Origin of the sequence: Mycobacterium sp. 852014-50255_SCH5639931 (assembly GCF_001665605.1) — a bacterium.
GTDB classification, from domain to species: Bacteria; Actinomycetota; Actinomycetes; order Mycobacteriales; family Mycobacteriaceae; genus Mycobacterium; species Mycobacterium paraffinicum.
Map to the genome: position 1 here is coordinate 125,267 of NZ_LZSV01000021.1, position 12,703 is coordinate 137,969.

General features: G+C 69.2%; 9 protein-coding genes. All 9 read left to right on the plus strand.

Annotated elements, in window-relative coordinates; genetic code table 11:
* Window positions 1-33: 33 nt before the first annotated feature.
* The 9 genes from A5758_RS13080 to A5758_RS13120 all read left to right on the plus strand — a co-directional run bounded on the left by A5758_RS13080 (window position 34) and on the right by A5758_RS13120 (window position 12,678).
* Window positions 34-1,515, plus strand: a complete 1,482-nt coding sequence (locus tag A5758_RS13080; protein ID WP_067740486.1) for a PPE family protein — start codon at window positions 34-36, stop codon at window positions 1,513-1,515.
* 346 nt (window positions 1,516-1,861) lie between these two features.
* Entirely contained in the window at window positions 1,862-3,715 is a 1,854-nt protein-coding gene (gene eccA, locus A5758_RS13085) for a type VII secretion AAA-ATPase EccA (protein WP_067740536.1), read from the plus strand.
* Complete coding sequence (gene eccB, locus A5758_RS13090; protein WP_067740488.1) at window positions 3,712-5,310, plus strand: type VII secretion protein EccB; 1,599 nt, start codon at window positions 3,712-3,714, stop codon at window positions 5,308-5,310. Before eccA ends, eccB begins: the two co-directional genes overlap by 4 nt.
* Complete coding sequence (eccCa, locus tag A5758_RS13095; protein WP_067740490.1) at window positions 5,307-9,290, plus strand: type VII secretion protein EccCa; 3,984 nt, start codon at window positions 5,307-5,309, stop codon at window positions 9,288-9,290. The genes eccB and eccCa overlap by 4 nt, the downstream gene beginning before the upstream one ends.
* 10 nt (window positions 9,291-9,300) lie before the next feature.
* Window positions 9,301-9,609 carry a PE family protein gene (locus A5758_RS13100; RefSeq protein WP_067207722.1) on the plus strand — a complete coding sequence of 103 codons (309 nt, stop codon included), beginning with the start codon at window positions 9,301-9,303 and terminating at the stop codon, window positions 9,607-9,609.
* 3 nt (window positions 9,610-9,612) lie between these two features.
* Entirely contained in the window at window positions 9,613-11,109 is a 1,497-nt protein-coding gene (locus tag A5758_RS13105) for a PPE family protein (protein ID WP_067740496.1), read from the plus strand.
* Window positions 11,110-11,172: 63 nt separating this feature from the next.
* Entirely contained in the window at window positions 11,173-11,466 is a 294-nt protein-coding gene (esxG, locus tag A5758_RS13110; RefSeq protein WP_066947442.1) for a type VII secretion system protein EsxG, read from the plus strand.
* Window positions 11,467-11,507: 41 nt separating this feature from the next.
* Entirely contained in the window at window positions 11,508-11,798 is a 291-nt protein-coding gene (locus A5758_RS13115) for a WXG100 family type VII secretion target (RefSeq protein ID WP_066947446.1), read from the plus strand.
* 10 nt (window positions 11,799-11,808) lie between these two features.
* Complete coding sequence (locus tag A5758_RS13120; RefSeq protein ID WP_067740498.1) at window positions 11,809-12,678, plus strand: ESX secretion-associated protein EspG; 870 nt, start codon at window positions 11,809-11,811, stop codon at window positions 12,676-12,678.
* Window positions 12,679-12,703 lie beyond the last annotated feature (25 nt).

The following is a 12,703-nucleotide window of genomic DNA, read 5'->3' on the forward strand; positions in this document are numbered from 1 at the left end:
CGCATTGATCGATAGCTCGGCGGGTGACCGAGGATGACCTCGCCGGTGTGGATGGCTTTCCCTCCGGAGGTTCATTCGGCTCAGCTGAGCAGCGGTCCCGGCCCGGCGGGCCTGCTGGCCGCCTCGGCGGCATGGAGTTCGCTGAGCACGACCTACGCGTCGGCGGCGGACGAGCTGTCCGCGACCCTGGCCGCGACGCAGGCCGGGGCGTGGGAGGGGCCCACCGCCGAGCAGTACGCGGCCGCCCACGCGCCCTACCTGGCCTGGCTGATGCGGGCCAGCACCAACAGCGCGGCGGCCGCCGCCCGGCATGAGACCGCGGCCACGGCCTACACGGCGGCGCTGGCTGCCATGCCGACGCTGCCCGAGCTGGCCGCCAACCACACGATTCACGGCGCCCTGGTGGCGACGAACTTCTTCGGCGTCAACACCATTCCGATCGCGGTCAACGAGGCGGACTACGCGCGGATGTGGGTCCAGGCGGCCACCACGATGTCCACATACCAGGCGGTCTCGACCGTGGCGGTGGCGTCGACACCGCAGACCGACCCGGCGCCACAAATCGTGCAGGCCACCGACAGCGGCCAAGACAGTGACGACGACGGAATCGTCGACAACGACGGCGGTAACCCGTACCAGCTGAGCTGGTGGATCAACCGATTCACCGAGATTTTCCAGACTATAGCCAGAGATTTAGCGGAGTTTCCCACGGACCCGGCCGACGCAATAGAGGATTTGCTACAAGACATTTTCGGGCCTGCCGGACTCATCGCTGACGAGTTCACCCACGTGGGCGAGGCCCTTCAGGCGTTCCCGCAACTTGCTGCCGTTCCGTTCATCATGCCGGCCGGATTTGCGGGGGGCGTAGCGGGCTTAAGTCTGATGGCCGGAATCCAGCCGGCCCCAGCGCCCGTCGCCGCGCCGGCACCGGTGGCGTTGGCCCCGGCACCCAATGCGCCCGTCGTCAGCGGCGCTCCGGTCGTCGCGAGCGCTGCCCCGGCTACGGCGCCAGCGCCGTCTTCGGCCCCGACGTCGGCCCCGTCACCCGCGTCGGCCTCGGCGCCGGCAACCGCAGCCCCACCGTCGCCGTCCACCGGTGTCGGTGGCGCCGCCTTTCCGTACATCGTCGGCGGTCCGACCGTGGGCTCCGGTACGGGCGCGAGCGCCCGCGCGCGACGCAAGGCACCGGAGCCCGATTCGGCCGCGGCCGCGGCGGCGGCGTCGGCGTCGGCACGGGAAGCGCAGCGGGCCCGCCGGCGCCGGCGGGCGCCGATGAAAGATCGCTACCGCGGCTACGAGTTCGTGGACCTGGATCCGGATACCGACTCAGCGGGCGATCCGCTCGACGACGCGGGGTGGTCGGTCGCATCGGATCGCGGCGCCGGGCCGCTGGGTTTCGCCGGAACGGCGCGCAAGGGCGGCGCCGACGCGGCGGGCCTGGCGACGCTGGCCGGCGACGAGTTCGGCGGCGGCCCGACGCTGCCCATGTTGCCGGGCTCCTGGGAGCCGGACTAGCGGAGCCCGTATCGGCTTGCTCGGGACCGGAACTTTTCACCTACGGCGTACGACTATTGGCTTGTCCGGCGACCGGCGCTGCGGGGGGCCTTCGGATTGATAATGAAAATGATTTTCGATAAGCTCGGCCGCTTAGAAGGCGCTGACAACGGCCTGCCAACCTACTGCGGCTGCAGATAGACCGAAAATGCGGCTGATTTCGCTGGTTAGCATCCTCATTAGCGGCATTGAACTGGGAGTGGTGTGGTGAGTCGAACAGGCGCTCGCGCCTCGACACTTAGCTTATGCAATGCTAACTTCAGGCGGGTCAAGTTAGGGGAGGCTACACAAATGGAGAGACGTGGCCGTGGAACTCGGTGACATCGGCGTGCTCGCCGCTCAACCCGTCAATTCCCGAGCGGACGTCAGGGTTGACGGCGACGTCGTCAGCCGCTTCGCCACCTGCTGCCGCGCGCTCGGCATCTCCGTGTACCAACGCCAGCGCCCGGCCGACCTCACCGCCGCGCGGTCCGGCTTCACCGCGCTGACCCGCATCGCCCACGACCAGTGCGACGCCTGGACCGGGCTGGCGGCCGCCGGCGACGTATCCCTCCGGGTTCTAGAGGCGGTGTCGCAGACCGCGACCACGGCGGGCACGTTGCAGCGCAAGGTGGACCTGACACCCGGGGCGCTCGGGTTCCGCTACGACACCGGGCTGTATCTGCAGTTCCGTGCCGCCACCCCCGACGACTTCCACCTCGCCTACGCGGCGGCCCTGGCCACGGCCGGCCGGTTCGCCGAGGCCGACCAGATCGTCACCGGCCTGACCGCGCGCCGCCCCAATTGGCGCGAAGCCCGATGGGTCGACGTCGTCATCAACTACCGCGCCGAGCGGTGGTCGGACGTCGTCAAGTTGTTGACGCCAGTCGTCAACGACGCCGAGCTTGACGAGGCCTTCTCCCACGCGGCCAAGATCGCGCTGGGCACCGCGCTGGCGCGGCTGGGCATGTTCGCCCCGGCGCTGTCGTACCTCGAGGAGCCCGACGGTCCCGTCGTGGTCGCGGCGGTCGACGGGGCGCTCGCCAAGGCGCTCGTGCTGCGCGCACACGTCGACGAGGATTCGGCGAGTGAAGTGCTGCAGGACCTCTACGCGGCCCATCCGGAAAACGAACAGATCGAACAGGCCCTGTCCGACACCAGCTTTGGGATCGCGACCACCACCGCGGCCCGGATCGAGGCGCGCACCGATCCCTGGGATCTGGACACCGAGCCAAGCGCGGAGGACTTCGTCGACCCGGCGGCCCACGAGCGCAAGTCCGTGCTGCTGCACGAGGCCGAACTCCAGCTCGCCGAATTCATCGGCCTGGACGAGGTCAAGAACCAGGTGTCCCGGCTGAAGAGCTCGGTCGCCATGGAGCTCGTGCGCAAGCAGCGTGGGCTGGCCGTCGCGCAGCGCGCCCACCACCTCGTCTTCGCCGGGCCGCCCGGCACCGGTAAGACCACCATCGCCCGTGTGGTCGCCAAGATCTACTGCGGCCTTGGGCTTTTGAAGCGGGAGAACATCCGAGAGGTACACCGTGCCGACCTGATCGGTCAGCACATCGGTGAGACCGAGGCCAAGACCAACGCGATCATCGACAGCGCGCTCGACGGGGTGCTCTTCCTCGACGAGGCCTACGCCCTGGTGGCGACGGGCGCCAAGAACGACTTCGGGCTGGTCGCGATCGATACCCTGCTGGCGCGGATGGAGAACGACCGCGACCGGCTGGTGGTCATCATCGCCGGATACCGGGCCGACCTGGACAAGTTCCTGGACACCAACGAGGGCTTGCGTTCCCGGTTCACCCGCAACATCGACTTCCCTTCCTACGCACCGTCGGAGCTCGTCGAGATCGCGACCAAGATGGCCGAACAGCGCGACAGCGTCTTCGAACAGGCCGCGCTCGACCACATGGAGGCGTTGTTCACCAGGCTGGCCACCGAGTCGACGCCGGACGCCAACGGAATCTCGCGGCGCAACTTGGACATCGCCGGTAACGGTCGATTCGTCCGCAACATCGTCGAACGCTCCGAGGAAGAACGAGAATTCCGGCTCGACCATTCGGATCACGCCGGGACCGGGGAATTCAGTGACGAGGAGCTGATGACGATAACCGACCAAGACGTCGAGAACTCGGTGGAGCCGTTGTTGCGTGGCCTCGGGCTGTCGGTGCCGGCATGACGAATCCTGAAGCCGACGACCGGCGTTCGTTCGCCTCGCGGACCCCGGTCAACGACAATCCCGACCAGGTCGAGTACCGCCGCGGTTTCGTCACCCGCCACCAGGTCACCGGCTGGCGCTTCGTGATGCGGCGCATCGCTTCCGGCATCGCCTTGCACGACACCAGGATGCTCGTCGACCCGCTGCGCACCCAGTCGCGCGCGGTGCTGATGGGCGTGGTCCTGCTCGCCACCGGCTTGGCGGGCTGCTTCGTGTTCTCGCTCATTCGGCCCAATGGGACCGCGGGGACCAACGCGGTGCTCGCCGATCGATCGACCGCCGCCCTGTACGTACGGGTAGGCGACCAGCTGCACCCGGTGCTCAACCTGACGTCGGCCCGCCTGATCGTCGGGAAGCCGGTGAATCCCGCGACGGTGAAAAGCACCGAGCTTGACCGCTTTCCGCGTGGCAACCTGATCGGCATTCCCGGCGCGCCAGAACGCATGGTGCAAAACACCACTCGCGACGCCAACTGGACCGTGTGCGACGGCATCGGCGGCACGTCGCGCGCCGTGCACAGCACGGGTGTCACGGTGATCGCGGGCCGCCCCGACAGCGGCGGCGCGCGGGCGGCCAAAATCGATGCCAAACAGGCGATCCTGGTCGATAGCGGCAACAGCGCCTGGCTGCTCTGGGACGGCAGGCGCAGCCAGATCAACCTGGCCGACCACGCGGTCACCAACGCACTTGGCTTGGGCCTGAACAACTCCGACGTGCCCGCGCCGCGGCCCATCGCGCTGGGGCTGTTCAACGCGATCCCCGAAGCGCCGCCACTTGCCGCACCGGGCATCCCGAACGCCGGTTCGCCGGCCGGCTTCAGCGTGCCGGTGCCGATCGGGGCGGTCGTGGTTTCCTATGCGCTGGAACAGAATTCGTCGGGCGCGGCGCGCTACTACGCGGTGTTGCCGGACGGCCTGCAGCCCATCTCCCCGGTGCTCGCGGCGATCCTGCGCAACACCAACTCCTATGGCCTGGACCAACCGCCGCGGCTGGGTGCCGACGCGGTCGCCAAGCTGCCGGTGTCCCGGATGCTGGACACCTCGCGCTACCCCGACCAGCAGGTCACCCTGGTCGACGCGGCCAAGGACCCCGTCACCTGCGCCTACTGGAATAAGCCTGCCGGTGCCGCCACCAGCTCGCTGAGCCTGTTGTCCGGCTCCGCGCTGCCGGTGCCCGAATCGATCCGCACCGTCGACCTGGTCGGCGCCTCCCCGGCAACCGCCACCCGCGTCGCCCTGGCGCCGGGCACCGGCTACTTCGCCCAGACCGTCACCGGCGGCGCAGGCGCGCCCGGCACCGGGTCGCTGTTCTGGGTGTCCGACACCGGGGTTCGCTACGGCATCGACAACGAGGCGGAGAACTCGGCCGCCGGGCGTGGCAAAACGGTTGAGGCCCTTGGCCTGACGGAGCCGGCGGTGCCCGTCCCGTGGTCGGTGCTGGCACTGTTCGCCAGCGGCCCGGCGCTGTCGCGCACCGACGCGCTGCTGGCGCACGACGGGCTGGCACCCGACAACAAGCCCGGCCGCGTGGCATCAGCAGAGGGAGCGCCCCGATGAGCCGACTCATCTTCGAAGCCCGCCGCCGGCTGGCGCCCCCGGTTACCCGCAAGGGCACCATCAACATCGAGGCGCCCCCCGAGCTGCCGCGGGTGATCCCGCCGTCGTTCCTGCGCCGGGCGATGCCCTATGTGCTGGTGATCCTGATCGTGGGCATGGTCGTCGCCCTGTTCGCCACCGGGATGCGGCTGATCTCCCCGCAGACGCTGTTCTTCCCGTTCGTGCTGCTGCTCGCGGCCACCGCGATGTACCGCGGCAACGACAACAAGACGCGCACCGAGGAGGTCGACGCCGAACGCGCCGACTACCTGCGCTACCTGTCGGTGGTCCGCGACAACATCCGCACCCAGGCCGCCCAGCAGCGGGCGGCGGCCGAGTGGTCGCACCCCGAGCCGACCGCCCTGGCGAGCGTGCCCGGATCGCGCCGGCAGTGGGAGCGTGACCCGCACGACCCGGACTTCCTGGTGCTGCGGGCCGGCCGCCACCACGTACCGCTGAGCACCGCGCTGCGGGTGAACGACACCGCGGACGAAATCGACCTGGAGCCGGTGTCGCACAGCGCATTACGCAGCCTGCTCGACACCCACCGCATCGTGCGGGACGTGCCGACCGGAATCGACCTGACGAAGGTCTCGCGGATCACCGTGCTGGGTGAGGCGGAAGACGCGCGGGCGGCGATGCGCGCCTGGATCGCCCAGGCCGTGACGTGGCACGACCCGACGGTGCTGGGGGTGGCGCTGGTCACCCGCGACCTGGAGAGCCCGGACTGGTCCTGGCTGAAATGGCTTCCGCACACCGATGTTCCGGGAGATCTCGACGGCGTCGGCCCGGCCCGTTTCCTGACGACCAACCCCGACGAGCTCGTCCTGCTGCTGGGCCCCGCGTTCGTCGACCGCCCGGCGTTCACCGGGGAGCCCGCCGACGCGCTGCGGCATCTGGTCATCGTGGTGGACGACCCCGACTTCGACCTGAACACCTCGACGTTGGCGCTGGGCCGGGCGGGCGTCACCGTCGTGCACCGCTCCGCGACACCGCCGCACCGCGAGCAGTATTCGGATCCGGAGAAGCCGATCCTGCGTGTCGGCGGGGGCAGCCGGGCGGGCGCCATCGAGCGCTGGCAGACCGGCGGCTGGCAGCCCTATATCGACGACGCCGACCTGCTCGGCGCCGACGAGGCCGCCCATCTGGCGCGCCAACTGTCGCGCTGGGACTCCAACCCGACCCACACCGGGTTGCGCTCGGCGGCTACCCGCGGTGCGACCTTCACCACGCTGCTGGGCATCCCGGACGCCTCCCGGCTGGACGTGCCCACACTTTGGGCGCCGCGCCAACGCGAAGACGAGTTGCGCGTACCCATCGGCGTCACCGCGACGGGCGAGCCGCTGTTCTTCGACCTGAAGGACGAAGCCGAGGGCGGGATGGGCCCGCACGGCCTGATGATCGGTATGACGGGCTCCGGAAAGTCCCAGACCCTGATGTCGATCCTGTTGTCGCTGTTGACAACTCACTCGGCGGACCGGCTGATCGTGATCTACGCCGACTTCAAGGGCGAAGCCGGTGCCGACAGTTTCCGCCATTTCCCGCAGGTCGTCGCGGTGATCTCCAACATGGCCGAGAAGAAGTCGCTGGCCGACCGGTTCGCCGACACCTTGCGCGGGGAGGTCGCCCGCCGCGAAACGCTGCTGCGTGAGGCCGGACGCCGCGTGCAGGGCAGCGCGTTCAACTCGGTGGTGGAGTACGAGGACGCGCAAAATTCGGGTGCGCCGGGCGCCGAAGATCTTCCGCCGATCCCGACGCTGTTCGTGGTCGCCGACGAGTTCACCCTGATGCTGGCCGATCACCCGGAATACGCGGAGTTGTTCGATTACGTGGCGCGCAAGGGCCGCTCGTTCCGCATCCACATCCTGTTCGCGTCGCAGACGCTGGACGTGGGCAAGATCAAGGACATCGACAAGAACACCTCCTACCGCATCGGGTTGAAGGTGGCCAGCCCCAGTGTTTCCCGCCAGATCATCGGCGTGGAGGACGCGTACCACATCGAATCGGGCAAGGAGCACAAGGGCGTGGGCTTCCTGGTGCCCGCCCCGGGCGCGACCCCGATCAAGTTCCGCAGCACCTACGTCGACGGCATCTACGATCCGCCGCAGAAGGCCAAAGCCTTTGTGGTGCACGCAACCCCGGAGCCCAAGCTGTTCACGGCCGGGCGGGTCGAGCCGGATCAGGACACGGTGATCTCGGCGGCCGACGACGAGGAATTCACCGGACCGCCGCGCAAGCTGATCGCCACCATCGGTGACCAGTTGGCGCGCTACGGCCCGCGTGCACCGCAGCTGTGGCTGCCGCCGCTGGACGAGCCGATCCCGCTGACCGCCGTGCTGGCGCGCGCCGGGGTGCCACAGCGCCAGTGGCAGTGGCCGCTCGGTGAGATCGACAAACCCTTCGAGATGCGCCGCGACCCGCTGATGTTCGACGCCACCTCGTCGGCGGCAAACATGGTGATCCACGGCGGCCCGAAGTCCGGGAAATCGACTGCGCTGCAGACGTTCATCCTGTCGGCGGCCAGCCTGCACTCGCCACGCGACGTCACGTTCTACTGCCTGGACTACGGCGGCGGCAAGCTGCGGGCGCTGGAAGACCTGGCGCACGTCGGCAGCGTGGCCTCCGCACTGGAACCCGAGCGCATCCGGCGCACCTTCGGGGAGCTGGAGCAGTTGCTGCTGTCGCGGCAGCGGCGCGAGGTGTTCCGCGACCGGCACGGCGCCGCCCCCGACGACGGGTACGGCGAGGTGTTCCTGGTCATCGACAACCTGTACGCCTTCGGCCGGGACAACACCGACCAGTTCAACACCCGTAATCCCTTGCTGGCCAAGGTGAGCGAGTTGGTCAACATCGGGCTCGCCTACGGCATCCACGTCGTGATCACCACCCCGAGCTGGCTTGAGGTGCCGCTGGCGATGCGCGACGGCCTCGGACTGCGCCTCGAGCTCAAGCTGCACGATCCGCGGGACAGCAACGTCCGGCTCGTCGGCGCGCTGCGGCGCCCCGCGGAATCCGTGCCGCACGACCAGCCGGGTCGCGGCTTGACGATGGCCGCCGAGCACTTCCTGTTCGCCGCGCCTGAGCTGGACCAGATTGCCGCGCTCAACGCCCGCCACCCGGGGGTGGCCGCGCCGCCGGTGCGTCTGTTGCCGACCAACCTCGCCCCCGAGGCGGTCGGTGCGCTCTACCGCGGCCCGGAGCAGGTGGTCATCGGCCAGCGCGAGGACGATCTCGCACCCGTCGTCGTCAACTTCGCCGACGAGCCGCTGCTGATGGTGTTCGGCGACAGCAAGTCGGGCAAGACCACGTTGCTGCGCAACATCATTCGCACCATCCGCGAGAACTCCACGGCCGACCAGGTCGCGTTCACCGTGCTGGACCGGCGGCTGCACCTGGTCGACGAGCCGTTGTTCGCCGACAACGAGTACACCGCCAACATCGACCGGATCATCCCGGCGATGCTGGGGTTGGCCAACATCATCGAGTCGCGGCGCCCTCCGGCGGGGTTGTCGCCCGGTGAGCTGGCCCGCTGGACCTACGCGGGGCACACCCACTACCTGATCATCGATGACGTCGACCAGATACCGGACTCGCCGGCGATGAGCGGCCCCTACATCGGGCAGCGGCCGTGGTCCCCGCTGATCGGGATCCTTTCGCAGGCGGCCGATTTGGGCCTGCGGGTGATCGTCACGGCGCGGGCCACCGGATCCGGGCACGCCCTGATGACCAACCCGCTGCTGCGCCGCTTCAACGACCTGCAGGCGACCACGCTGATGCTGGCGGGCAATCCGCAGGACAGCGGCAAGATCCGGGGTCAGCGATTCGGCCGATTGCCGGCCGGGCGGGCAATCTTGTTGGGCGACAGCGATAGTCCGACGTACGTGCAGTTGGTCAATCCGTTGGTGGGTGAGGCCGCGATGTTTGGTGAAACGCAACAGTAAGGGGAGAGTCATGACGTTGCGAGTGGTTCCCGAGGGCCTGGCCGCGACCAGCGCGGCGGTGGAGGCGCTGACGGCGCGGCTGGCGGCCGCCCATGCGGCGGCCGCTCCGGCCATCACCGCGGTGGTACCGCCGGCGGTGGATCCGGTGTCGCTGCAGACGGCCGTCGGGTTCAGTGCGCAGGGCCAGGAGCACGCCGCGGTCGCCGCCCAGGGCGTGGAAGAGCTCGGCCGCGCCGGCGTGGGCGTCGGCGAGGCCGGCGCCAGCTATCTCGCCGGAGACACCTCGGCCGCCGCGACGTACGGGTTCGCGGGCGCCTGAGAAATGACGTCGCCCGTTGCCCCCGTTTGGATGGCCTCGCCGCCCGAGGTGCATTCGACGCTGCTGAGCGCCGGTCCTGGACCGGGGCCGCTGCTGGCGGCCGCGGGCGCGTGGACCGCGCTGAGCACCGAATATGCAACGGCGGCAGCCGAACTCACCGGGGTACTGGGGGAGGCCCAGGCGGGGGCGTGGGAGGGGCCCAGCGCCGAGCGGTACGCGGCCGCGCACGCGCCGTATCTGGCGTGGCTGCAGCAGGCCAGTGCCGACAGCGCGGGCGTGGCCATGCAACACGAGATCGCGGCGGCGGCGTATACGGCCGCCCTGACGGCGATGCCGACGCTGGGGGAGCTGGCCGCCAACCACGCCGTGCACGGGGTGTTGGTGGCGACGAACTTCTTTGGTGTCAATACGATTCCAATCGCGCTCAACGAGGCCGACTATGCGCGGATGTGGGTCCAGGCCGCCACCGTGATGGGCGCTTATCAGGCCACCTCGGGGGCGGCGCTCGCCGCCGCGCCGCGCAGCGCCCCGGCGCCGTCGATCGTGCGTCCGGGCGGTGAGGCCAACAGTCTCGCGGCCGACGCCTCGCAGAACACGCCCGGGGATTGGTGGCAGAACCTCATCCAGCAGCTGTCCAAGTTCCTGCAGGACTTCTTCCAGAACATCCAGCAGATGCTGCAAAACTTCTTCTCGAACCTGCCGGCGTTTCTGGCCGCCAACGGTCCACTGCTGTTCTTCGTTGCCTACCAGGTGTTCTTCAACGCCGTCGGCTGGCCGACCTGGGGTGCGATCCTGACCGCACCCTTCCTCATCCCGCTGCTGCTCGGAATCGGCCTGAGTTCCTTGCTTTCCGCGCCCGCCGAAATCGCGCCGGTGGCGGCCGGCGCCGCCGCGACACCGCTCGTGACGTCGACCAGGCCGGCGTCGTCGCTGCCGGCGGTTGCGCTGGCCCCGACGGTCGCGAGTCCCGCTGGTGCCCCGGCCAGTTCGGTTGCCGCGGGCTCCGGTGCGGCTCCCGCACCCGCCGCGACGCCGGCACCGAGCACTCTCGCTTACCTGGTCGCCTACGGCGGCGACCCGGACCCCGGCATCGGCCCGACGTTGGGCGGTCGCGGTGGTGCCAAGGCGCCGGCGGCGACCATCCCTGCGGCCGGCGCGGCGGCGGCCAGCCGGGCCGAGGCGCGTGCGCGGCGCCGCCGGCGCGCCGCAATGCGCGACCACGGCGACGAATACCTGGATATGGAGTCCGACATCGGCATACCACCGGATTACGGTGACGAGGAGCGCCTGGCCGCGGCGGTGGCATCGGGCGCGGGGGCCGGAACGCTGGGCTTCGCGGGAACCGCGCGCAAGGAGAACGCCTTCCGCGCGGCCGGATTGACCAAGCTCACCGACGGCGAATTCGGCGGCGGCCCAAGGATACCGATGATGCCCGGCACCTGGGACCACGAGGCGGACCGAGACCCGGGGCATCCGACCGAGCCGAGGGAAGGGGGCTAACGCAGTCAGCACCATGCTCGCCAGTCAGCGAAACCCCTTGAGACCGAACAGAAAGGAATCAACATGAGTATGTTGGACGCTCATATTCCGCAGTTGGTGGCCGCGCAATCAGCATTCAGCGCCAAGGCGGCCCTGATGCGCAGCACCATCAGCCAGGCCGAGCAGGAAGCGATGTCGGCGCAGGCGTTCCACCAGGGCGAGTCTTCGGCCGCGTTCCAGGCCGCGCACGCCCGCTTCGTCGAAGCCGCCGCCCGGGTCAACACCCTGCTGGACATCGCACAGGCCAACCTCGGCGACGCCGCGGGCACCTACGTGGCCGCCGACGCCGCCGCCGCTTCCGGCTACACCGCCTTCTGATCCAGCCGCTTCAGACGCCACCAACCGCGAAAGGACTTGTCATGTCCCAGATCATGTACAACTACCCGGCGATGTTGAGCCACGCCGCCGACATGTCCGGCTACGCCGGCACGCTGCAGGGGCTCGGTTCGGACATCGCCAGCGAGCAGGCAACGCTGTCGAACGCCTGGCAGGGCGACACCGGTATGACCTACCAGGCGTGGCAGGCCCAGTGGAACCAGGCCATGGAGAGCCTGGTGCGGGCCTACCAGGCGATGGCCAGCACCCACGAATCCAACACCATGTCCATGCTCGCCCGGGACCAGGCCGAAGCCGCCAAATGGGGCGGTTAATCCTTGTTTCATGAACACTGAGCCGAACGCCGTCGAACTGACGGTCGATCACGCGTGGTTCATAGCGGAAACCATTGGGGCGGGTAGCTTCCCGTGGGTGCTCGCGATCACCTCGCCTTATAGCGATGCCGCGCAACGCCACGCGTTTCTCGAGCGTCAGAAGGCCGAGCTGACCCAGTTGGGTCTGGTATCGGAGGGTGGAGTCGTCCACCCGGCGGTGGCCGACTGGATCAGAGTGGTGTGCTTCCCGGAGCGATGGCTCGACCTGCGCTACGTGGGCCCCGCCAAGGACACCGGCACCGGGGAGCTGCTGCGCGGCATCGTGGCGCAGCGCTCTGCAACGACCGCCAGGACGATCGTGGCGCTGCGCAGCGCGCAGCTGATCACGTTCACCGCCATGGACATCGATGACCCGCGTGCGTTGGTTCCGGTCCTCGGCGTCGGGCTCGCGCAGCAACCGCCGGCCCGATTCGACGAGTTCAGCATGCCGACGCGGGTCGGTGCGCGGGCCGACGAGCGGCTGCGTTCGGGTGCCTCCCTGGCCGAAGTCGTTGACTACCTTGGTATCCCGCAGCCGGCGCGGCGGGTGGTGGAGTCGGTGTTCAACGGGCCGCGCAGCTACGTCGAAATCGTCGCCGGCTGCCATCGCGACGGGCGGCACGCCACCACCGAGGTGGGGATGAGCATCGTCGACGCGGCCGCGGGGCGGGTCCTGGTCAGCCCGTCCCGCGCATTCGACGGCGAGTGGGTGTCGACCTTCGCCCCCGGCACACCCTTCGCGATCGCCCTCGCGCTTGAACAGCTGACCGCGTTACTGCCGGACTCCGAATGGTTCTCCGGCCACCGGTTGGCCAGAGATTTCACTGCACAACACGCATAACCCCTTAAAGAGAAGAGAGCAACGA

Excerpts from the sequence above, each read along its gene's own strand:
- A5758_RS13115 (WP_066947446.1), top strand. The coding sequence starts at position 11,508 with ATGTCCCAGATCATGTACAACTACCCGGCGATGTTGAGCCACGCCGCC.
- eccB (WP_067740488.1), top strand. The coding sequence starts at position 3,712 with ATGACGAATCCTGAAGCCGACGACCGGCGTTCGTTCGCCTCGCGGACC.
- A5758_RS13100 (WP_067207722.1), top strand. The coding sequence starts at position 9,301 with ATGACGTTGCGAGTGGTTCCCGAGGGCCTGGCCGCGACCAGCGCGGCG.
- A5758_RS13120 (WP_067740498.1), top strand. The coding sequence starts at position 11,809 with ATGAACACTGAGCCGAACGCCGTCGAACTGACGGTCGATCACGCGTGG.
- esxG (WP_066947442.1), top strand. The coding sequence starts at position 11,173 with ATGAGTATGTTGGACGCTCATATTCCGCAGTTGGTGGCCGCGCAATCA.
- eccCa (WP_067740490.1), top strand. The coding sequence starts at position 5,307 with ATGAGCCGACTCATCTTCGAAGCCCGCCGCCGGCTGGCGCCCCCGGTT.
- A5758_RS13080 (WP_067740486.1), top strand. The coding sequence starts at position 34 with ATGACCTCGCCGGTGTGGATGGCTTTCCCTCCGGAGGTTCATTCGGCT.
- A5758_RS13105 (WP_067740496.1), top strand. The coding sequence starts at position 9,613 with ATGACGTCGCCCGTTGCCCCCGTTTGGATGGCCTCGCCGCCCGAGGTG.